Here is a 21,105-nt window from a genome sequence, read left to right on the forward strand (position 1 = left end):
CTTGGCTTCTGCCAAGAACTCCGCTGAAAGCGGAACGTCCTCATTGTGAAGCACGAAAATCGATGGCTTAGCGCTAGAACCTACACCTTCAATGAAGTACTTGAGCCATGCGACCGAGGCTTCAGGCCCTGGCATAGGAATGGAAACGAGCGTGCTGCCCACTGCAGTGTCTGCCAGGATCGCCTCAACCCCTCTTTGAATCAGCTCTGGTTTGACGCTAACCAGCGTACCGATGTCGAGTGGATTACGGGGAGGAAGGAACACTGGCAGATGTTCTTTGAGCGCTTCAACTTGTTCCGCCGCCAGTGGGGGAATTTCCAGCAACAGCGGTTCGACGTAGTCTTGAGCCAGACCGCAAATAGCACCGGAGGCTGTGACCAGGCCGAGACCACCGGTAGGGGCAGTGGGGAACCGAAGCAGTAGCTGACTTACATCGATAATCTCTTCAAGACTGTCAACGACCACAACACCAGCATGCTCAGCCATCAACCGCATAGCGGCGTGGTTACCCGCAAGCGCACCCGTGTGGGACTGCGCTGCTTCACGTGAGCGCACGCTACGGCCTGGGTGCAGCAACACCACAGATTTGTTTTTAGCGCGAGCTCGTTGAACGGCTGTTGTAAAGTCCTTCGCCGAACGGATTTGTTCAGCGTAAATCGCGATCGTCCCGGTGCTTGTATCCTCGGCAAAGAACTCCACCATCTCAGCCAAGCCAAGCTGGGCTTCGTTGCCAGTGGTCATCATGTACGAGATTGGCACGCCTCGGGCTGCCAGGGAAGCGGCGATGTGGTTGCCGATACCGCCGCTCTGGGCCACGATCGCAACAGCAGGGCCATCCGCTCGGTTGAGGCGCGCCGGCAGCACCAGATCAACCATCATTACGTAGAAGGCATCAACGTAGTTGAAATACCCTACCGTGTTCGGGCCGAGCAGAGCCATGCCTGCGGCCCGAGCAACCTCTCCGATCTCATGCTGCTGCTGACGTCCTACGTCACCCATTTCAGCAAACCCGGAGGCAAAGCATACTGCGCCTTTCACGCCTTTCGACACGCAGTCTTTAACGGTTTGCAAAACCGCTTCGGACGGCAACACAAAAATGGCTAGGTCGATGCCGTGAGGAAGCTCATTCACAGCGCTCAAGATCTTGCGGCCATTCAGTTCACCGCCGCTGCGGCCTACAAGATGCAAGTCGCCGGTATAGCCACCGTTCAGCAAGTTGTTCATGACGACCTGACCAGCAGTGCCAGGTTTGCTTGAGAAACCGATGATTGCCACAGACTGAGGATTAACAATCGCTCGTATGTCGAGCTTTCCTGCTTCGGAGTGCTTGGCGGCGCTATCAATGATCATGTTCATACGGATGCCTATTGTTTTTATTCAGTGAAGCGTGAAGGGTGAAGCGAGCCGGATGGTTACTGAGGCACCACCTTCTCTGCTCGCTTTTGAAGGAAAGCGTTCACTCGCGCCTTTGCTTCCGGCGCGTTTTGGGTAACAGCCGCCATCAAGGATTCAGTGAAAAGGCCTTGGGACATTGGCTGTTCTGCAATGAGAGGTAATGCGCGCATAATGGCAAAGTTGGAAAGGGCTGCATTCCCAGCGATCCGCTTGGCTAATTCGCGGGCCTTTGCCAGACCGGCGTCAGGTGCCACCACGTAGTGAGCGAGACCTAATTGCTGCCCCTCATTAGCGTTGAGCACATGGCCGGTAAGCATCATTTCACTGACGCGGGAGAAGCCGATCAGTTTCGAAATGCGTACGGAGCCACCGCCGCCGAGGAAGATTCCGCGCTGGCCTTCTGGCAAAGCGAAATACGCATCCTGTTCTGCAACGCGGACATGCAAAGACGACGCTAACTCAAGCCCACCACCCACGACGGCGCCTTTCAGAACGCCCACGACCGGGACGCGACCAAACTGGATTTTCTCGAAGGTCTCATACCAGATTTGAGATTGATAGATCCCCTCTTCAATACTCGCTTCGGTGAGCTCCGACAGATCAAGCCCTGCGCTGAAGTGCTGGCCCGAGCCGACCAGGATTGCGACCTTCACAGTAGAAGGCAGAGTCGTGAAGCAGTCCCGCAGTTCGTTCAGCATCCGAACGTTGAGAGCGTTTCGCTTCTCGGCGCGATTCAGGGTGACCGTTGCTACTGGCCCATCGATATCCAGTAAGACCAGCTTTTGGTCAGTGTTGTTCTCGCTCATTCTCTTATTCCTGTCTGTACCCACATGGCAAGCAGGTCGCGTGAGGCTCGTCGGTTGGGTCGCCCGCCGCAGATCCGGCCAGATGAATTCAAGGTAGCTGACACCCTGATATACTGTCAACTATGCAAACTGTTAGCCAGGCATACAATTTATTCTGATAAAATCCGCTTTCCGCTCAAATTCTGGGAAGTGAAATGCTAAAAGACAGAAGCTCCACCGATGAAAAGAGCCCGAGCGAAAGGCTCTCGCCGAATGCATCGAAGCGCAGCCGCAAGGCCAGTACTAAATCGGTTCCGCAAGGTGCGGACTGCCGAACGGAGCAGCCGACCTACAACGACAACGAGCTTGATTTACTTTCCGGGACCCTGGGTTACGCCATCAAGCGGGCTCAGATGAGGTCGTATGAGGTGCTTTTTTCGATCCTTGGCCCGAACGCATTGACACCTGGGCGCATGACTGCTTTGTCGCTGATCGGGTTGCAGCCTGGCATTATTCAGTCAGCCTTGGCCGAGCAGTTGAAGATCAACAGAGCCAGCATGGTGAAAGTAATCGATGCCCTTGAAGCGCTTGGCTTCGTTGAGCGCTGTGCCACTGAGGGTGATCGCCGTAGCTATGCGCTACGGCTTACGCTGGTGGGCAATCAAGCGCTGCAGAAGCTTCATCAGCAGATAGACGAATACGAAAAAGCAATCTCGTCAACCCTCGCGAAGGGAGAGAGAAAGCTGCTTATGGAGCTGCTCGAGAAAGTCGCAGCTGAGGGGCGATCGTAGGGCAAGGTTAGGCATCACATCCACCGGAGTACGTCCTTGGGCGGAGGTCGATTCAGCTTCTGGAATCAGATTTTTCTGGGTCGTAGTCATTCACGTACGAAATCTGCTTGTTAAGCCTGTTGAGCAGTCCGACGAGAACATCCACTTCTTCAGCCGATAAGCCCTCAAGGAGTCGTCGCTCACGCTCTAGCGCGACCTTGAGCACCCGATCATGAAGTTGCTTGCCTTGATTCGTCAGACTGATGGTGACCCTGCGCTTGTCATCAGGGTCGGGTGTTGTATGGATGCTCCCCGCTGACTCCAGTCCCTGCAGGGCCCGACTCACGGCGCTTTTGTCCAGTCCGATCACCTGGCAAATCCGGTTGGCTGTGATGCCGTCGTCTACAGCGAGCATCGACAGCATCCGCCACTCGACTACGCCAACTCCGAAATGCTTCCGGTAGCAGATGGAAGCGCCGGTAGCGAGCTTGTTGGACAGAAAATTGATCAGCGCGGGGACGTATCTGGATAGGTTTAGATGCGGATCTGCAGACATAACGTAGACCCCATTGGTCGGAGGATGGCGGAAAATTGGTTGACACCGCAACTAAATGGTTAGAGGATTTCTCTTAGCCAGCGTCGCGTCATGTGTTCGCATCATAAGGCAACGCGCTTCGACACAAGAATAATTATCGGAACCGGCCAATGAGTCTATCTATACCGATCACCCTCAGGCCTCCTGCCACCAGGCACTGATATCCATACAGCAGCCGCTGGCTGCTGGTCAGAATCTCGAAACTCTTTGATTTTTGAAGCCACTTCAATGTGGAGGGGATCGCCATGCTTCAAGTCAACGTCATCCGAAAAAAAAATGTAGCCACGGGCATCTGTAGCTTTGAATTGGTTCTTGCGGAAGGTGGCCCGCTTCCGGCTTTCGAAGCCGGTGCTCATATCGACGTTCACACTCCCAATGGGCTGATTCGCCAATACTCGCTGTGTAACGATCCGGCAGAGCGTGATCGCTATGTGATCAGTGTGCTCCGTGATCTAAACTCGCGAGGTGGCTCCGACGCCATGCATGGCGACGTCCAACAGGGACAACTCCTGACAATAAGCGAGCCACGCAATTTGTTTCCGCTCGCGGAGGAAGCGACTCGCCACCTTCTGTTCGGGGGAGGGATTGGAATTACGCCCATTTTGGCCATGGCCTACGAGTTACATAACAAGGGTGCCGATTTCGAGCTGCATTACTGCTATCGCAGCGAAGACCGTGCGGCATTCAGGAGCGACTTACTATCTGCACCTTTTTCAAGTCGCGTAAAGCTCCACGATGATAGCGGTGCCCAGGATCAAAAGCTTGATGCACCCGCGCTGTTGGCCAATCCGGATGGAAATACCCATCTGTATGTGTGCGGGCCGAACGGATTCATGAACTATGTGTTGGACTGTGCCCATGAAGCACGCTGGGCTCCTCAGTGTGTACATAGGGAGTTTTTCGCTGCCGAGAAAATTGATACTTCTGCCGACATGTCGTTTGAAGTCGAGTTGGTAAGCACTGGGAAAATTTTCCTAATTCCTTCGGATCGTACAGTATTCGAGGTTTTGGACGAGGCTGGTATTCAGATCGAGTCATCGTGTGAGCAGGGTGTATGTGGAACCTGCGTGACGCGCGTTATTCAGGGCATCCCAGATCATCGTGACCAGTTCTTCACAGCTGAAGAGCATGCAGCAAATGATCAATTCACTCCGTGCTGTTCACGCGCTAGGACAGCGCGTTTAGTCCTCGACATCTAATTTCAACAAAAAGAACTGTTGTTCAAGAGGAGAGAATCATGAGCGTCTCTGTGCAAGAAGTCATGGGAAGTGCCGCCACCACATCAGTGCAATATAGCTTTCCAGTGAACCAGTGGTACGTTGCCGCGCTGGCGTGGGAGTTGAAGGAGAAACCGGTTGGCCGAACCCTTCTTAACAAGCCTGTGGTGCTGTTCCGTACTGCAGATGGCAAGCCTGCCGCCTTGGAAAACCGCTGCTGCCACCGTGCGCTTCCACTCTCCGACGGCACTGTGGAGGATGGCGGAATTCGTTGTGGATATCACGGTTTGTTGTTCAATGATGCAGGCAAATGCATTGAGATTCCAGGTCAGGACAAAATTCCTAGCAAGGCCAAAGTACCTGCCTACCATGTGACAGAACGTGATCAAATCGTTTGGATTTGGTTCGGTGATGATGAGCATCCCGAGCCGCTCTGTGAGCCGCCAGCGTATAACGTGCATAGCAGCGGAAAATATCTGTTCGATGGCGACGTTTATCACTACGATGCGCCATACCAACTGATTCATGACAATCTCATGGATCTTAGCCACTTGGGCTATGTTCACCTCCGTACGATTGGGGGGAACGCCAGCATTCACATGACTGCGAAAATGACCGTTGAAAGCGAGAACGATGTAGTCCGAGTGATACGCCACATGCCGGCCTCTGTGCCGCCTCCAACGTATACTGCAGCCTATCCATTCAAAGATAAAGTCGACCGTTGGCAGGAAATCGAATTTCACGTTAGCCACTTGAGGATTTGGACAGGTGCAATGGATGCGGGCGAAGACTCGCTTTCCAACCCTGAGCGAGGGGGCTTTCATATGCGCGGGTTCCATGGCGTGACCCCAGAGAGCGATACGACCAGCCATTATTTCTGGACTATTGCGACTAATCCAAAAAGCGATCCAGAAGTAGTTAAGCAAAAAGTTGTTGAGCAAACCAAAATGACCTTTGACGAAGACAAGGTTGTCATTGAGTCGCAATACAAGAATATGTGCCGCTTTGGCGCTCTGCCAATGATTGATATTCATGTTGATACCGGGGCCAATCGTGCACGACGGATTGTCGAGCAACTGCGCACCGTAAAGCTCTAGATATTCCCACTCAGCACCGCCTAAAATATTCGTAGGCGGTGCTGGATTTGTACAAACGACGATATCCTAAACCAAAGAGAGATAAGCGTATGTCAGACAATCGGGGAGTAGTTTATCTGGGCGCGGGCAAAGTTGAAGTCCAGCACATTGATTATCCCAAGATGCAGGATCCGCGGGGTAAGAAGATTGAACATGGGGTCATCCTCAAAGTCGTCTCGACTAACATCTGCGGATCTGATCAGCATATGGTTCGAGGACGCACCACTGCTCAAGTGGGACTCGTGCTGGGACACGAAATCACTGGCGAAGTTATCGAGAAAGGCCGTGATGTGGAACATCTGCAGATCGGTGACCTGGTCTCCGTCCCCTTCAACGTCGCTTGTGGTCGCTGCCGCTCTTGCAAGGAACAACACACTGGCGTGTGCCTGACCGTCAATCCGGCCCGTGCCGGCGGTGCCTACGGCTACGTCGATATGGGCGACTGGACTGGCGGCCAGGCAGAATACGTGCTGGTACCCTACGCCGATTTCAATCTGCTGAAGCTGCCGGACCGCGACAGGGCCATGGAGAAGATCCGTGACCTGACCTGTCTGTCCGACATCCTGCCCACCGGCTACCACGGCGCTGTTACCGCCGGCGTCGGTCCTGGCAGCACCGTTTACGTTGCGGGCGCTGGCCCGGTCGGTCTGGCTGCTGCAGCTTCGGCGCGCCTTCTGGGCGCTGCCTGCGTGATCGTTGGCGATCTCAACCCGGCACGCCTGGCGCACGCTAAGTCTCAAAGCTTCGAGGTAGTCGACCTCTCCAAGGACACTCCTCTGCATGAGCAGGTCATCGACATTCTTGGCGAGCCGGAAGTCGACTGCGCTGTCGACGCCGTTGGTTTCGAGGCACGCGGGCATGGCCACGAGGGTGCTAAACACGAGGCCCCGGCAACTGTACTCAACTCGTTGATGCAGGTCACCCGCGTCGCGGGCAAGATTGGCATCCCAGGTCTTTACGTAACCGAAGATCCTGGTGCACGCGATGCTGCAGCCAAGATAGGTGCATTGAGTATCCGCTTTGGCTTGGGCTGGGCTAAATCCCACAGCTTCCATACCGGCCAAACCCCTGTGATGAAATATAATCGTGCATTGATGCAGGCCATTATGTGGGATCGTATCAACATCGCAGAGGTGGTAGGGGTGCAAGTGATTAGTCTCGATCAAGCACCGCGGGGATATGGGGAATTCGATGCAGGGGTTCCTAAAAAGTTTGTCATAGACCCGCATGCGACGTTCTCGGGGCGTTGATCAAAGGCTAGCCAATTAGACGTCAATTGATAATGAGGCTCCGTGTGGGAGAGCCTCAGTGTCAACTGCCTGTGCCGAATGAAACTGGGCCGCCGATCACCCAGTCAGTCGATCTAGGCGCCAAGCTGAGGATTCCGAGCCCAGCGCCACGGTATGTCCAGTTCACCCAAGCATTCGAACGTGGGGTAAACGCTCAGCTCCCAGCCCACGGGCTTGGCATACCGCCCTGCCGAGGAATCAGGATACATAGGTCTATTCAGATGACCGTCAGAGAGAGACCTCAAAACATCGCAGGCTGGAATAACTATAGGGGCTCAATGGTCACGGTGGCATTGTGGACCCTATCGCGTGTGGCATTAGAGGCTGCCCACGCCCCATCGAAAACAACGGCCACTCGCTAGCAAAAAGCTCCCATTAGTCGTCCCGAGCGTTATATCCGCCGACTCATGTGGATGGGATAGTGAGACAAACAACACGCACAAGAAGATTCACATGTACAGAAGCACCTCTACCCCGGCCGATGATAATGGCTGCGGATGGTTCCACCTGAGCCCCGCACGCAAAGTCTGCCCTGCTCACAGCGGTCGCACCCAGGCTCGCTGGGTGGTGCTGGGCGCCGGATTCACCGGCCTCGCCGCCGCCAGGCAACTGGCCCTGCACTATCCCGATGACCAGGTCGTGCTGGTCGAGGCCCAACAGGTAGGCTTCGGCGCCTCGGGCCGCAACTCGGGCTTTGCCATCGACCTGCCTCACGACATCGGCGCGCCCGACTATATAGGCCACCTGCCCACCGCTCGGATGAACCTGAAGCTCAATCTGCGCGCCCAGGCGATCCTCAAGCAATTGATCAACGACCGCGGTATCGATTGCCAGTTGCGTCCCGATGGCAAGTATCAGGCCGCGATAGAAGACAAAGGCATGGCGGTGCTTGAGGCCTACCGCAGCGGCCTGGACAAGCTCGGGCAACCTTACGAGATGATCGACTCCCCAGACCTGCCGGCTCACCTGGGTACAGACTTCTACCGTAAGGCACTCTACACCCCCGGCACATTGCTGCTGCAGCCTGCGGCGCTGGCCAAAGGTCTGGCCGAAAGCTTGCCCGACAATGTCACCTTGTACGAGAACACGGTGATCACACATGTGGAGCAAGGCCAACGCATTACGCTCAAACATAACAATGGCGAAATCATCGCAGACCAGTTGTTGCTGACCAACAACGCATTCGCCAGCCATTTCGGTTTCCTGCCAGGCCGCCTGCTACCGATCTTCACCTATGCGAGCATGACTCGCCCGTTAACCGAGCAGGAACAAGAACACCTGGGCGGTAAACCGACCTGGGGCATCATTCCCGCCGACCCGTTCGGCAGCACCCTGCGCCGTACACCAGACCAACGCCTGCTGGTACGTAACAGCTTTAGCTTCAATGCCGATGGTCGGGCCCACCAGCGCTACCTCGACCGCGCCGCACGCCAGCATCGCGCCTCGTTTGACCGCCGCTTCCCAATGTTCTCCGGCATGCCGTTCGAATACACCTGGGGTGGTTCGATGTGCTTGTCTCGTAATCACCTGTCGCACTTCGGCACCCTGGCCCCTAATGTCCATGGGGCACTGTGCTGCAATGGCCTGGGCATAACCCGGGGCACAGCCACCGGCACCCTGCTGGCAGATTGGCTGGCCGGCGAGCGGGACGAACTCGTCGACTTCCTGCTCGCCAGCGAAGGCCCAAATTGCAACCCGCCAGAGCCCTTGTTGACTCTGGGGGTAAATCTCAATCTGCGCTGGGGCCAACATCGCGCCGGGTTGGAAAGCTGAAGGCAGTCAGAGCACCACTATTGCTCAGTCACTCGCAAGCCATCAGTGACTCGATGGCTGCCACGTCCGGCAGCCTCTCCCCATACGCGCGACAAGGCCATGACGGCAAAGGCCCCTTAACCGGGGCCTTAAGGCACATTCAGGCGAAGCAGTCAGCCCCAATCAGGGCGTCAGCGCATCCGCCAGGCTCAGTTCTCGCTCCTGCGCAATCATCTTGTCCAGTACGCGCCGGGCACGCACCGCTCCTGCGTCGCCGGCCAGGAGCACGGGCTTGAGCGACCAGAAATCGCCCCCCACAATCATTTGCTGCTGCGCCTCCAGCATTGGTAAATCTTCTTCCTGAAAAGGCTTAGTCAATCCCGTGACAAAAACGTCCGCCCGGGCACGACCCTCCTCGCCCATACTGACCGGGTTACACACCGAGTACCAGTAATGGGTAGTGGTATCAGTTTCGGGTGTGAAGATATGAGGAACGAAGTTTGACACCCCTTCGCTTCGGGGTTTACCAGTGGCAACCGAGCCGGCCACTAGCAACATGCACGCAGGCGCATCCCAACGCACATCGATCCAGCGATCGACGGGTGTGCCAACAGGTATACCGCGCTGACGGTATAGGAAGTCCGGCAGGATATCGCTGACCGTTTGCCGCTTTGAATATACGGTATTGCCCTGCTGTTCTACGCTCGTTATGGCATTCGATACAGCGCTGCTTCCCAAGGAGTCGGGGTGCAGGAACTGGATATGGCTCAAGTCCAGAATATTGTCCGTTTCGAGGACATAATTAGCTTTCACATGCAGGTAGCGCTTGGCGACATAGTACTGGGACGAATCCTGGCAGGAGAAGTCAGGAATGGTGGAGGGATCGGCTAGCTCCGGGGCTCCCATCCAGATCCAGATCATGCTGTGCTTCTCTACCACCGGATAGGTTTTCACTACAGCAGCTTTCGGTATAGCGCCCTGCGGGTTATGGATACATTTGCCTTGCCCATTGAATTGCAGGCCGTGATAGGGACACTGAACCCCACCCGCTACCCGCTTGCCAAGATGCAGTGGCGCAAATCGATGCGGGCAACGATTGGATATCGCTTGTACCCCACCGGCCTCATCGCGAAAGAACAGTACCGACTCGTTCAGCAAGGTGCGCTGGAGCAACGTCTCATTGTTGATTTCCTCATCCCAGGCAGCCACGTACCAGACGTTTCTCAAAAAAACCATTGTTGTCCCCTCAGGTTCCATCATTACAGCTACTGAAGACTGTGCAAGGGCCACCGCGACACGATTTGGTCATGCAGACCTTCAAGATCTGCATATCGATTCGATGATTGTTCTGACTGGAATCAATGCCCTCTGCACGAGGTCCAAGCCCATGATCAGGCCGCGCTAAAAGTCTTGTGCGGGTCGATGACGAATTTCTTCGGCACACCTGCATCAAAGTCCCCATATCCACGCGGTGCGTCATCCAAGCCGATGACCTGCACGCCGACCACTTCGGCGATGTTGATGCGGTTCCACATGATGGCCTGCATCAGTGCACGGTTGTACTTCATCACCGGCGTTTGGCCGGTATGGAAACTGTGCGACTTAGCCCAGCCGAGGCCGAACCGAATGCTCAGGCTGCCGATTTTGGCAGCGGCATCCACTGCCCCTGGATCCTCGGTCACATACAGGCCGGGAATACCGATCTTGCCGGAGACACGGGTAATCTGCATCAGCGAGTTGAGCACGGTAGCCGGGGCTTCGTGCTTGGCGCCTTCGTGGCCATGGCCACGGGCTTCAAAGCCCACACAGTCAATGGCGCAGTCAACTTCCGGTTCGCCGAGCAGTGCGGCAACTTGCTCGTGCAAGGGAGTGTCCAGAGACAGGTCGGCTATTTCAAAGGCCTGGGCCTTGGCGTGAGCCAGACGAGCCCGATTGAGGTCGCCGACAATGACCACGGCCGCGCCAAGGAGGCGAGCCGAAGCAGCGGCAGCCAGACCAACCGGACCTGCACCGGCCACGTATACGGTGCTGCCAGGACCGACGCCGGCGGTGATAGCGCCGTGGTAGCCGGTGGGCAGGATGTCGGACAGACAGGTCAGGTCACGGATCTTCTCCATGGCCTTGTCGCGGTCCGGCAGCTTCAGCAGATTGAAATCGGCGTAGGGTACCAGCACGTATTCTGCCTGGCCGCCAGTCCAGTCGCCCATATCGACGTAGCCGTAGGCACCGCCGGCACGGGCCGGATTGACGGTCAGGCACACGCCAGTGTGTTGTTCCTTGCAAGAGCGGCAGCGACCACAAGCGACGTTGAAGGGGACGGAGACCAGATCACCGATCTGTAGGTGCTCAACATCGCGGCCTTTTTCGATCACCTCACCAGTGATCTCATGGCCCAGCACGAGCCCCACTTGAGCGGTGGTACGGCCACGCACCATGTGCTGATCGGAACCGCAGATGTTAGTCGAGACGACTTTGAGGATGACCCCATGCTCAATCTTTTTACCCCGCGGATCCTGCATCTTCGGGTAATCAATATTTTGCACTTCAACCTTGCCCGAGCCGAGATACACCACACCACGATTACCTGTCATTATTATTGTCCTCGTTGATTGAGACACCATTCCATCATATCGGCCCGACCAGCGATGGAATCGGTTAAAGCGCTGGTAGTAAAGCGGGCAGAAACTTCACTCACGCACCTCAAGCCTGTTATCGAGCACACCCCACGATGTCGTGAGCACTCACTTGGCATTCTGGTAATAGCCGGTAGCGACCAGCAGATTGCCAGACTTACGTAACAGCGCGTATTTGTCTTCTACCTTGCCGGTCACTGGATTGCGCCAGCGGTAGCTATACACGCCTCCAGAGCGATCCTTCATCATTTTGAGAATCGGCGCGCCAACCGGCTTGCCGTCCGGATCCTTGATAGTGTCGAACTCGACGCCCAGTAACCGCCGGTTGTAACCGTGAGCAAGATAACGGCCATCGCGCAGGTCAATGACGAAAAGATACAGGTCGTCCTCATTGAACCGCGCAGACAAGCTATTGATGGCTTGCAGGCTGGCTTCAGGATCACGCTCGATAGCGTCCACAGCACGGTTCAGAAAAGCCTTGGCTTGTTCTGCGGTGGCTCTTGGCAGGTACATGCCGACGGCGAGTACGCGATCTCCCACACGCTCGAAGAACACCCGTTTGCGTTCAACCCTTCCGTCTTGGGCATTCATCCAGCGGTATTCGGCCGACAGCACCTCCCCCTCGGCACCTGCCAATGCCTGGCGAAAGCCATCGCGCACCGCTGGAGCGAATGCCTCGGTCACGTCTCTTCCGATCCAGGTCGCCGAGGTACCTCCGCTCGCCAACATGGTGCCCTTGGTATCGACGACGAACACATAGTGCTCGTCGTCGACGAACTCCCCCTGGCGACTGAACGCAGCAAAAGCGATATCGCCCTGAACACGGTAGTAGTCTACAGCGCGCCGCAGCAGATCCCGGGCGCGCTGTTCCTCATCAGCGCTCGCCGAGCCGTGGCTCAGCAGCAGCAACAAGGCACTGCAAAGGAACGTCATCAGACGCATGTTCTCAACTCCCAGCACGCCTAAGCGCACGGTTAATGTCCAAAGAAGCGCAGCGGGCCGCGGCCCGGAGCCACTCGGGTTCAGCTGGCGCGCAGCCCTGCGGCCTCAATTCCTGCATGGCAGATTTCTTCGTCCTGATCACCCGTACCGCCACTCGCGCCAACAGCCCCCAGGACGCGTCCTGTATCGTCCTTGATCAACACAGCGCCGGTCTGGGGGATGAACTTCCCTTGGCCGGCAACGGCCAGCGCATCGAAGAAAGCCGGCATGAGTTGCGCTTTCTGCAGCAATTCTCGGGATGAGTTGCCCATGCTCACTGAAGCCCAGGCCTTGCCCGTAGCGATGTCGACACGAAACACCGTGGCGCCATCCTGGCGCTGCAAGCTCACCACTTGCCCACTGTCATCCAGGACCACCACGGCCATTGGCCTGTAGTTCGACTCGAGCGACTTTTTCAGCGCGCCATCGATGATCCGATTTGCCTGTTCGAGGGATAGCTTCATGACCCAATCACTCACCGATAGATGAAAGTGTTTCGTGCCGACACCTTGCCGCTCTTGCAAAAGCGTCAAGGCGCCGGAACGAGCCTGGCCGCCTCAGATGGCGATAGAGGTTTCGACGCCTTTGCCTATGCGCTCTTGCCATTCGGCGAGCAGGCGGGTCAGGCCGACCTCGTTATCCGCCGCACCGAACACGTACCGATCAGGTCTGACCAGAACCGCGCGGCAGCCGTGCCTGGCCATCCATTGGGCAAGAACGGATTCTTCCTCGACGACCTCGTTCGCACCGATCACATGAACGTTCAGCGCAGGCAGCCGCTGGACATCGATAGCTGGATCGACGACCAGTAACCAGCCCTCGCCCACCAGTTCATCGAAGCGCATACGCGTATCGCCTTGGCGCATCCACGGCTGCGGAAAGATCGTACCGACCGCGTTGTGCGGCGTCTGCGACAAGATTCCTCCGACAAGCTTGGGTAAGACATCTTGGCGAGGTGAATCCCTCACCACACCATCGGCTTCGGCCAGCAGCTTCGCATCGCGCTGGCGCGCCTTGGCCGGATCTCGCTCGCAGATCACCGAGCCGATAGTCTTAATGCGACTGATCAGTTCACTGACGTGCCGCTTGCGCTCGTCTCCATAACTGTCGAGTAGGACCTGCCCAGCGCCACCCTCGACTTCACCTTTGAGAACCGCTGAAAGCTTCCAGGCGATATTCGCAACGTCGCGTAGGCCCTGGCACATACCCTGGCCGAGGAACGGCGGTTGCTGGTGCGCCGCATCGCCAGCGATGAATACGCGTCCGATACGCCAACGATCGGCCACCAAGGCGTGAAAACGATAACTGGCCTGGCGCCAGAGTTCGCCGTCCTCAGGCATGAGCCACGGCGCCAACAGTTCCCAGGTGCGCTCAGGTGTCGCTGCCTGCGCCGGATCCTCGCCTTGCTTGAGGGAGATTTCCCATCGACGATGATTGCCTGGACCGATCACCAGTGTGCACGGACGCTGCGGATCGCAATACTGCACGCTGGTCTTGGGCAGTTTCGCCAATCCGGCCTCGTTGACCAGCACATCGACGACCAGCCAGGGCTCATCGAAGTCGAGGTCTTCGAGCACGATTCCGACCTCTTCGCGAACCAGGCTTCGCGCCCCGTCGCAACCGAGCACGTAGCGGGCTCGGATTTGCTCAGGGTCGCCCTGCCCCCGAATTACCGAGAGGGTTGCAGCTTCCGCGTCCTGGTCAACCGAGGTCACTTCGACGCCCAACTCCACCGTCACATTGCTCAAACTCGCCACCTTACGGCGGATAGCCCTTTCCACGGGAGGCTGGGTGAACACGATCGAAGGGGTATAACCGAGCGGGTACGGCCGGTCGATCATGGTCAGACGCTTGATGAGCTGTCGATCAACACCGTAATACTCAGACGGAGTGAAGGGCTCAGTATGGGGCATCACATCGTCTACGATGCCGATCTGTTGGAAGATGCGCATGATCTCGTGATCGAGCGCGATTGCCCTGGGAATGTCGTACACCTCTTCGAGGCGGTCTGCGACCCAGACCTTGAAACCGGCATCGCCCAGCATCGCCGCCGCGACGGCGCCAGCAGGGCCGAATCCGACGATTGCCACATCGTAGAGTCCCTGTGTCTGATCTCTGACGTCCATCTCAGGCCTCGTCGACGATGGTGTTGACCAGAGTGCCGATACCTTCGATCTCCACCTCGAAACGGTCGCCATCTTTCATCCAGACGGGAGGCGTGCGGCTCTGCCCGACCCCTGCCGGAGTGCCCATGACGATGAGGTCGCCAGGTTCGAGCGTCATGCAATCGGTCAACAGAGCAATGGTTTCCGCCACGTTCCAGATCATGTCGGCCGTGCTGGCGTCCTGCATGACTTCGCCGTTCAAACGACCCTGGATTTGCAGGCCCGCGGCACCGGCCGGGAGTTCGTCAGCCGTGACCAGTACCGGGCCGAAGCCGCCCGTGGCGTCGAAGTTCTTGCCAATGGTCCATTGCGGCGTGCGCTTCTGATAATCACGCACTGAGATGTCGTTGAAGCAGCTGTAACCGAACACCAGATCCAGCGCTTCCTCTTCGGATACATGCTTGCCGCGCTTGCCGATGATCACCGCCAACTCGGCTTCGTAATCGAACTTCACGGAGTTGCGCGGGCGCAGTGCCTGCCCGTTATGGGCCAGCAGAGAGCTGGCGCCACGGTAGAAGAACCATGGATAGTCCGGCTTGTCACGGCCCGACTCCTTGGCATGGTCGTAGTAGTTCAGGCCCAGGCAGATGATCTTGCCCGGCTCGGGCAGGGCCGGCGCCAGCTGCAGCGAGGCCATGGGCATGCGCACGACCTGCGACTCATGCGCGGCGGATGCCGCAGCTGCCAGATCCACTCCGGCCAGCAAGGCCTGGCGCAGGTCGCATGGAACCTGCGCCTGGGCCTCGTTGAAATCGATGACGTTATCGCCTTCCAGCAGACCCAGGCGCGGCTGGCCGTTCTTCAGATAGGTTGTCAGTTTCATTGAAAGCTCTCCTTGATGAATTCGATGGCCCGCTGCGCTTCTTTCAAGCGGGTGCTCGGTGGTTGTGAGATACCCCACTGATCAATGCGCCCGGGAGGCCATGCCCAATCGTCGGGGCCGCCGACTTTGTAGGTGCTGTCGATCTGCTCGACTTCTGCGGTGTATTCGATGACCACCCCGTCAGGACCAACGAAGTAGTTGAAGGCGTTGTTACCGGGGCCATGGCGGCCCGGCCCCCAGTCGATGGAGAAGCCGGCATCACGCATACGGCCGCCGCCACGCATGACCGAATCGACGTCTGGCATCAGGAAGGCGATGTGGTTGAGCGCATCGTTATCGGTGTCGCCCAGGGCGATCGAATGGTGGTCACGGTCGCAGTTCATGAAAGCCATGATTCGAGTGCGATCGGCCAAGCGGAACTTGAAAGCGTTTTCGAGAAATGCCTGAGCCGCCGCCAACTCATGGGCATTGAGCACGACATGGGCAAGACGCACAGGTCGATCAGGCGCTTCGTGGGCGTTGGCGTGCCCCTCATCACCATGTACCACTTGGAAAATACGCCCGTCCGAATCCCGAATGGTGAGGCCGACACCCCCGCCAGGTTCGCTCACTGGGCCGATCGACGTGAGCAGCGTACCGCCTGCCTTGACTGCCGCCTGCGCGATTTCATCCAGCGCCTGCGCACTGCGCGCACGCAAGGTGACGGTGCGCAGCGCAGGTTGGGGGCCGGGGTGCAGTGCCAGCAGGTGATGATCACGTCCAGTACCACGTAGGTAGACCGAGCCTCCGGCACGGGCAGCAATCTCTAGATGCCAGGTGTCGGTATAGAAGCGGGTGGCCGCTTCGACATCCGGTACGATCAGTGCAACGCTGCGCAGCGCTTCAATCCAGGGCGAACTCATTGATGAACCTCCAAGCCGAGAAAACGCTCGGCGTTTGCATGGGCGAGCGCACTGGTCGTGGCCTCTTCAAAGCCAGCAGCACGAATTCGCTGCAGGGGCGTGCGGTCGTGAAAGTTGAACGGGTAATCGGTGCCGACCATCAGCTGCGAAGCGCCAAACAGCGCGACTAGATGGCGCAAGGTCGGCGTATCGAAAACCAGAGTGTCAAAATGGAACTTGCGGGCTTGCGCCATGGGCGACTCGGTGATTGCCTCGCGCAGCGCGGGAAACACCTGCCAGCCCTGTTCGAGCCTGGGCAGCAGGGAAGCAAGCGTGCCGCCGCCATGGCTGAAGGCGATGCGCAGGCGTGGATGGCGCGCCATCAGATTGGTGGTAATGCAGGAAGCAGCCGCCAGGCCAACATCGGTGGGATAGGCCAGCACTTGCTGCAAAGGACCTGGGCCCAACAGCCTGTCCATGCCGGTGGGCTTGAGCGCATGCACGAATACCGCGGCACCGAGATCGACACAGGCTTCGAAGAACGGGTCGAATCGAGTGTCACCGATGGCCACGCCGTTGATATTGCTGCCGAGTTCGACACCCACGAGACCGGGTGTCTGCATGATGAAGCGCAGCTCGTCGATCGCCAGGTCGACATCTTGCAGCGGTACGGCCCCTAGACCGAGCAGCTGCGCAGGCTGGGCTGCCACCATGGCGCCGATCTGTTCATTCAGATAGCGCAGGATCTGTTGTGCATCCCGGGCATCCATCCAATAGGAGAGCAGTTCGGGCATTGGCGACAACACCTGGATACCGAGACCAAGACCTGGCATGTCAGCCAATCGTTTCTCGACATCCCAGCACTTGTCCGAGACGGTGCGATAAACCTTATCGGCAATCACCACATGCCGATGGCATTGATGTGCAGCCACCATGAAAGGCCAGGCAATAGGGAGTCGATCACCGATATAGGTAGGCAACGTCGCGGGAACCACGTGCGCGTGAATATCGATACCGCAGCATTTGTTAGCATTGATTGTTTGCATGTACGCAGTATCTTGCGGCACTCTGTATCCAGCAACTCAATACAACGAATAACAAAAATCCACAAAACAAATTCGGACAGCTTCCACAGATGAACTTGCGCAACGTCGACCTCAATCTCTTGCTGGTATTCCACGCGATGATCGAGCATCGCAGCGTGACCCGCGCGGCCGAGTCCATCGGCCTGAGCCAACCCGCGACGAGCGCTGCGCTGAACCGCTTGCGCTCACTGCTGGGGGATCCCTTGTTCGTCAAGGCAGGAGCGGAAATGCATCCGACGCCAAGGGCCACCGAGCTGATCCAGCCTGTGCAGTTGATCATGGAAACGATCAAGGGACATATCCTGCCCTCGGCGGCCTTCGAGGCGTCTACGACGGATCGTCAGTTTCACATCCTCACGCCGGATATTGGCGAAATCAATTTCCTGCCCAAGCTCCTCAACCATCTGGCTGTTCATGCGCCGAACGCATGCCTCAAAACCACCTCCATGCCAAAACATGCAGCAGCGGACGCACTCGAGTCCGGCAACGTGGACTTGGCAATAGGTTACTTTCCGGACCTTCAGAAGGCCGGATTCTTCCAGCAACGGCTGTTCTGTAACGAATACGTCTGTATCTTGCGGCGCGACCATCCCGATATCGGACAGACCCTAAATCTGGAGCAATTCCTGAGTGCCAAGCATGCCGTCGTATTGCCCGAAGGCAGAGAACATCTATTCGAGAAATTCTTGCTGGCGGAAGGCGTGAAGCGGACGGTTCAGCTCGAAGTTTCACACTTCATGAGTCTGCTGCCGATTATCTCGACCAGTGATCTGGTGGCGACCGTGCCGCATGACCTGGCGCAAGCCTGTATCCGCTTTGGCAATGGCAACATACGCATGCTGCCTTCACCCATAAGGGCGCCCGTCATCGAACTGCAGCAACTTTGGCACCGCCGCTATCACAAGGATGCCGCGCATACCTGGCTACGCACGTCGATACACAGATTGTTCAGCGCGGAGTAGGCTTAAAAAGAGCAGCCGAAGCCGCTCGAGCACCTGCAATGAACCAAGCCGTAGAAACTCAGCAGTTAGCCGCCCCCTGCAATCACTCATCCGTCAGGACCGCACGCAACAGCACGGGGGCTGACAAGGCGCCAACGACCGAGCCATAGACCATCTTGAAAGCCACGAACGGCCAGAAGGGCATGGACGATATTTCCAAAGCGACGAATGCGCCGATCGAAAGAGGACCGATGATTGCGGTCATCAGTACGGCGGCCAGCAATGCCCTGAGGAACAGGTTGCGCGGAAGCCGAAAGCCCATAACCTTCAAGGCGCTGGATTCCAGACGAGGTATGCGCCCTGCCCGCACTCGCTTTCGTGTAATCAGCATCACGGCCACATTGGCCAGCAAGGTAAGCATGAACAGGGTGACGAGCAAATCGAGTGCGATGCCATCACCGCCCCACAAGCGTACCCGGGGGTGGTTTCTGAACAGCATGAAGGTGAAGGCAAAGGCTAGCAGCGCGTTAATCACGCAGCCCGCCAGCACTTCATTGCGAATGTATTTCTTATGTGCAGTACTCAGACTGATTTCCATGAGGTAGAGCCTCTGACCTCGTAGCCAATTCGAGGCAGGCTCTGATCCGCCTTACTGACTCGCGACCAGAGCCTGCTCCTGGGTTTCAGTGTGCTGACCCGTCAGATAGCTTGATCTCGGACGGTGCCCCGCGACGGACGTCCGGCATGCGCTTGTTAGGTGCGAACACCACGCCGTTCTTCAGCGCATACTCGTCCCAAAGCTGCACCATTTGCTTGACGATTTCGGGATGCTCTGCCGCTACATTGTGGCTTTCGCTACGATCCCGCTCCAAGTCATAGAGCTCCCACTGGTTGTCGGCAAATGGTGTCATGACCGATACCAGCTTCCACCTGCCGCTGCGTACATAGCGGCCGCCGAACAATTCACTGGCGAGCGCGCGATTGGCCAGTTGCTCGCTGCCAGCTTCTCCCTTGAGTACCGGAGCCAAGGAAATCCCGCTCATGGGATGCACAGTGCGACCGTTGTACTGATTGCCTTCGGGGAGGCGAATACCGGCGAAATCCAGAATCGTCGGTGCGATATCCGTCACACTCGTCGGTACGTCGATGCGTCGAGTGGCAGGGTTCTGCCCAGGCAGGCGCACGAAGGCCGGGGAACTGATACCACCTTCGGCCGTCCAGCCTTTGAACAATCTGAAGGGTGTGGCACTTACTTCGGCCCAGCGAGCACCGTAACCGACGTTCGACCGGCGATGCCCGATGTTGTCAAGGCTATTATCGGTATTCTCATTTGCCGGGAAGAAGCTATTCGTGGGCTCGGCGCCGTTGTCGGACATGAAGATGACCAGCGTGTTGTCGTACTCCCCTAGATCCTTGAGAGTCTGGATCAAGCGCCCGACGTTGCTGTCCATGTTTTGCACCATCGCCGCATACACTTCCATTCGGCGTGCTTCGTCCGCTTGCTCCTCGGGAGTCAGCATGTCCCAGGAAGGGTAATCCTTGGACACCGGAAGGCCCGCGTTTGGCTGGGCATCCTCGTCGATCAGCCCCAGCGTTCGCATGCGCTCGAGACGTGCGGCCCGGATTGCCTCATAACCGGCAGCGTACCGCCCCTTGAACCTTGCAATGTCTTCATCAGGCGCATGCAGAGGCCAGTGTGGCGCCGTGTAAGCAGCCCAGGCAAAAAACGGCTTGCCGTCACCGTGGTTCTGCGTGATGTATTGAATCAGCTTGTCGGTATAGGAAATGCTGGAGTAAAAAATTGTCGGCAACTTGGTGCGCTGGCCGTCTTCTACGTACTGGGCCCGATCGGCGAATATCGGCTTGCCTGGGACGGGGGCGAAGTGGGAGCCAGCGCCATTTATCAACGCGAATGACTTCTCGAATCCTCGTGCTTTGGGCCATTGCTCAGGTTCCTTACCAAGGTGCCACTTACCGGCCATGTAGGTGTGATAACCGGCGTCGCGCATGATTTCCGGCAGCCAATAGACGCGATCATTGAGATAACCCTCGTAGCCGGGCTTACCCTGCAATTTCGGTGCTCTTGGCAGGAGTTCGCCCATCGTACCCAGGCCGGCAAGATGGTTATCGGTGCCTGACATCAAGGCCGCACGCGTCGGTGAACAGGTCGGGGTGACATAGTGGCTTGTTAGCAGTATGCCCTGGTTGGCGAGCTGGTCGAGATTGGGTGTCGGGATTTCGCTACCAAAGGCGCCAAGATCCGAATAACCCAAATCGTCAGCGACTATCAGCAAGATGTTGGGCCGCTCTGAAACCGTTTTATTCGACCCTGTGTTGGACGGAACAGCCGCAGCGCTCAGACTGGCTACGCCAATCGCGTATACAGCCAAGGCGGCCCGCAGCAATGCTTTTTTTGCATTGCACTTCAACCGATTCATTAGCGTTTATCCTTATCGTTATTAGAGGGGTTGCCAAATCCCACGTTTCGGTTTCGTTTGGAGAGTAGGAAAGACCTGCCAGCCTGACGAGTCCTGATCGCTTCGTTCATCGGAGAGCCCGGCTACCCGAAAAAGGCAGCCGAGCTCAGCTCTGGGCATCGTCGCAAAGCCTAGCGAACGCCCTGCGCAGCTAAGCCATCAGCCGTGAAGATGACGGTT

Annotated in this window: 19 protein-coding genes; 6 read left to right on the forward strand and 13 right to left on the reverse strand. The window is 57.3% G+C overall.

Features of this window, described 5'->3' with window-relative positions; genetic code table 11:
• Window positions 1–1,356, reverse strand: a 1,356-nt coding sequence (locus HP546_RS09905) for a CoA-binding protein (RefSeq protein WP_172223734.1), incomplete at its 3' end; no start/stop codon positions are given.
• Between the two features lie 56 nt (window positions 1,357–1,412).
• Window positions 1,413–2,201 carry a crotonase/enoyl-CoA hydratase family protein gene (locus tag HP546_RS09910; RefSeq protein WP_172223738.1) on the reverse strand — a complete coding sequence of 263 codons (789 nt, stop codon included), beginning with the start codon at window positions 2,199–2,201 and terminating at the stop codon, window positions 1,413–1,415.
• A 194-nt stretch (window positions 2,202–2,395) separates the two neighbouring features.
• Here HP546_RS09910 and HP546_RS09915 point away from each other — a divergent pair, with 194 nt between their 5' ends.
• Entirely contained in the window at window positions 2,396–2,971 is a 576-nt protein-coding gene (locus tag HP546_RS09915; protein ID WP_172223742.1) for a MarR family winged helix-turn-helix transcriptional regulator, read from the forward strand.
• Window positions 2,972–3,023: 52 nt separating this feature from the next.
• On the opposite strand, the gene HP546_RS09920 is transcribed toward HP546_RS09915, so the two are convergent.
• A complete protein-coding gene (locus HP546_RS09920; RefSeq protein WP_172223747.1) occupies window positions 3,024–3,506 on the reverse strand; it encodes a MarR family winged helix-turn-helix transcriptional regulator in 483 nt (160 codons plus the stop codon).
• Window positions 3,507–3,790: 284 nt separating this feature from the next.
• Between HP546_RS09920 and HP546_RS09925 the strand changes: the two genes are divergently transcribed.
• The 4 genes from HP546_RS09925 (at window position 3,791) to HP546_RS09940 (ending at window position 8,960) form a co-directional block, all read left to right on the forward strand.
• Window positions 3,791–4,744 (forward strand): PDR/VanB family oxidoreductase, encoded by a 954-nt coding sequence (locus tag HP546_RS09925; RefSeq protein ID WP_172223751.1) that lies wholly within the window; start codon window positions 3,791–3,793, stop codon window positions 4,742–4,744.
• Window positions 4,745–4,782: 38 nt separating this feature from the next.
• Entirely contained in the window at window positions 4,783–5,859 is a 1,077-nt protein-coding gene (locus HP546_RS09930; RefSeq protein ID WP_256678453.1) for an aromatic ring-hydroxylating dioxygenase subunit alpha, read from the forward strand.
• A gap of 89 nt (window positions 5,860–5,948) precedes the next feature.
• Window positions 5,949–7,148, forward strand: coding sequence for a formaldehyde dehydrogenase, glutathione-independent (fdhA, locus tag HP546_RS09935; protein WP_172223755.1), 1,200 nt, complete (start codon window positions 5,949–5,951; stop codon window positions 7,146–7,148).
• A 492-nt stretch (window positions 7,149–7,640) separates the two neighbouring features.
• Window positions 7,641–8,960: an FAD-binding oxidoreductase gene (locus HP546_RS09940; RefSeq protein WP_172223759.1), complete on the forward strand. Its 1,320-nt coding sequence runs from the start codon at window positions 7,641–7,643 to the stop codon at window positions 8,958–8,960.
• A gap of 162 nt (window positions 8,961–9,122) precedes the next feature.
• Here HP546_RS09940 and HP546_RS09945 read toward each other — a convergent pair whose 3' ends face one another.
• From HP546_RS09945 to HP546_RS09980, 8 genes are all read right to left on the reverse strand, one after another.
• The gene (locus HP546_RS09945) at window positions 9,123–10,199 is read right to left on the reverse strand and encodes an aromatic ring-hydroxylating dioxygenase subunit alpha (protein ID WP_256678454.1); all 1,077 of its coding nucleotides are present in this window, start codon (window positions 10,197–10,199) and stop codon (window positions 9,123–9,125) included.
• A gap of 131 nt (window positions 10,200–10,330) precedes the next feature.
• Window positions 10,331–11,530, reverse strand: a complete 1,200-nt coding sequence (gene fdhA, locus HP546_RS09950; protein ID WP_172223762.1) for a formaldehyde dehydrogenase, glutathione-independent — start codon at window positions 11,528–11,530, stop codon at window positions 10,331–10,333.
• Between the two features lie 150 nt (window positions 11,531–11,680).
• Complete coding sequence (locus HP546_RS09955) at window positions 11,681–12,514, reverse strand: cache domain-containing protein (protein WP_172223767.1); 834 nt, start codon at window positions 12,512–12,514, stop codon at window positions 11,681–11,683.
• Window positions 12,515–12,594: 80 nt separating this feature from the next.
• Window positions 12,595–13,086: a heme-binding protein gene (locus tag HP546_RS09960; protein WP_218584483.1), complete on the reverse strand. Its 492-nt coding sequence runs from the start codon at window positions 13,084–13,086 to the stop codon at window positions 12,595–12,597.
• 24 nt (window positions 13,087–13,110) lie between these two features.
• Window positions 13,111–14,679, reverse strand: a complete 1,569-nt coding sequence (locus tag HP546_RS09965) for a bifunctional 3-(3-hydroxy-phenyl)propionate/3-hydroxycinnamic acid hydroxylase (protein WP_172223771.1) — start codon at window positions 14,677–14,679, stop codon at window positions 13,111–13,113.
• A 1-nt stretch (window position 14,680) separates the two neighbouring features.
• The gene (locus tag HP546_RS09970) at window positions 14,681–15,541 is read right to left on the reverse strand and encodes a fumarylacetoacetate hydrolase family protein (protein WP_172223774.1); all 861 of its coding nucleotides are present in this window, start codon (window positions 15,539–15,541) and stop codon (window positions 14,681–14,683) included.
• Window positions 15,538–16,443, reverse strand: coding sequence for a VOC family protein (locus HP546_RS09975; RefSeq protein WP_172223778.1), 906 nt, complete (start codon window positions 16,441–16,443; stop codon window positions 15,538–15,540). The genes HP546_RS09970 and HP546_RS09975 overlap by 4 nt, the downstream gene beginning before the upstream one ends.
• The gene (locus tag HP546_RS09980) at window positions 16,440–17,468 is read right to left on the reverse strand and encodes an amidohydrolase family protein (protein WP_172223783.1); all 1,029 of its coding nucleotides are present in this window, start codon (window positions 17,466–17,468) and stop codon (window positions 16,440–16,442) included. Before HP546_RS09980 ends, HP546_RS09975 begins: the two co-directional genes overlap by 4 nt.
• 89 nt (window positions 17,469–17,557) lie before the next feature.
• On the opposite strand from HP546_RS09980, the gene HP546_RS09985 reads away from it, so the two are divergent.
• On the forward strand, window positions 17,558–18,469 hold the full coding sequence (locus tag HP546_RS09985; RefSeq protein ID WP_172223787.1) for a LysR family transcriptional regulator: 912 nt from the start codon (window positions 17,558–17,560) through the stop codon (window positions 18,467–18,469).
• Window positions 18,470–18,551: 82 nt separating this feature from the next.
• On the opposite strand, the gene HP546_RS09990 is transcribed toward HP546_RS09985, so the two are convergent.
• Both HP546_RS09990 and HP546_RS09995 read right to left on the reverse strand, forming a co-directional pair.
• Window positions 18,552–19,046, reverse strand: a complete 495-nt coding sequence (locus HP546_RS09990) for a hypothetical protein (protein ID WP_172223791.1) — start codon at window positions 19,044–19,046, stop codon at window positions 18,552–18,554.
• Between the two features lie 85 nt (window positions 19,047–19,131).
• Window positions 19,132–20,886: an arylsulfatase gene (locus tag HP546_RS09995; RefSeq protein ID WP_172223796.1), complete on the reverse strand. Its 1,755-nt coding sequence runs from the start codon at window positions 20,884–20,886 to the stop codon at window positions 19,132–19,134.
• Between the last annotated feature and the right edge of the window lie 219 nt (window positions 20,887–21,105).

This window comes from Pseudomonas sp. CM25 (assembly GCF_013179705.1).
In the GTDB taxonomy this organism is placed as follows: domain Bacteria; phylum Pseudomonadota; class Gammaproteobacteria; order Pseudomonadales; family Pseudomonadaceae; genus Aquipseudomonas.

Excerpts from the sequence above, each read along its gene's own strand:
- HP546_RS09975 (WP_172223778.1), bottom strand. The coding sequence starts at position 16,443 with ATGAGTTCGCCCTGGATTGAAGCGCTGCGCAGCGTTGCACTGATCGTA.
- HP546_RS09980 (WP_172223783.1), bottom strand. The coding sequence starts at position 17,468 with ATGCAAACAATCAATGCTAACAAATGCTGCGGTATCGATATTCACGCG.
- HP546_RS09970 (WP_172223774.1), bottom strand. The coding sequence starts at position 15,541 with ATGAAACTGACAACCTATCTGAAGAACGGCCAGCCGCGCCTGGGTCTG.
- HP546_RS09925 (WP_172223751.1), top strand. The coding sequence starts at position 3,791 with ATGCTTCAAGTCAACGTCATCCGAAAAAAAAATGTAGCCACGGGCATC.
- HP546_RS09930 (WP_256678453.1), top strand. The coding sequence starts at position 4,783 with ATGAGCGTCTCTGTGCAAGAAGTCATGGGAAGTGCCGCCACCACATCA.
- HP546_RS09945 (WP_256678454.1), bottom strand. The coding sequence starts at position 10,199 with ATGATGGAACCTGAGGGGACAACAATGGTTTTTTTGAGAAACGTCTGG.
- HP546_RS09940 (WP_172223759.1), top strand. The coding sequence starts at position 7,641 with ATGTACAGAAGCACCTCTACCCCGGCCGATGATAATGGCTGCGGATGG.
- HP546_RS09995 (WP_172223796.1), bottom strand. The coding sequence starts at position 20,886 with ATGAATCGGTTGAAGTGCAATGCAAAAAAAGCATTGCTGCGGGCCGCC.
- HP546_RS09985 (WP_172223787.1), top strand. The coding sequence starts at position 17,558 with ATGAACTTGCGCAACGTCGACCTCAATCTCTTGCTGGTATTCCACGCG.
- fdhA (WP_172223762.1), bottom strand. The coding sequence starts at position 11,530 with ATGACAGGTAATCGTGGTGTGGTGTATCTCGGCTCGGGCAAGGTTGAA.
- HP546_RS09920 (WP_172223747.1), bottom strand. The coding sequence starts at position 3,506 with ATGTCTGCAGATCCGCATCTAAACCTATCCAGATACGTCCCCGCGCTG.
- HP546_RS09915 (WP_172223742.1), top strand. The coding sequence starts at position 2,396 with ATGCTAAAAGACAGAAGCTCCACCGATGAAAAGAGCCCGAGCGAAAGG.
- HP546_RS09990 (WP_172223791.1), bottom strand. The coding sequence starts at position 19,046 with ATGGAAATCAGTCTGAGTACTGCACATAAGAAATACATTCGCAATGAA.
- HP546_RS09965 (WP_172223771.1), bottom strand. The coding sequence starts at position 14,679 with ATGGACGTCAGAGATCAGACACAGGGACTCTACGATGTGGCAATCGTC.
- HP546_RS09910 (WP_172223738.1), bottom strand. The coding sequence starts at position 2,201 with ATGAGCGAGAACAACACTGACCAAAAGCTGGTCTTACTGGATATCGAT.
- HP546_RS09955 (WP_172223767.1), bottom strand. The coding sequence starts at position 12,514 with ATGCGTCTGATGACGTTCCTTTGCAGTGCCTTGTTGCTGCTGCTGAGC.
- fdhA (WP_172223755.1), top strand. The coding sequence starts at position 5,949 with ATGTCAGACAATCGGGGAGTAGTTTATCTGGGCGCGGGCAAAGTTGAA.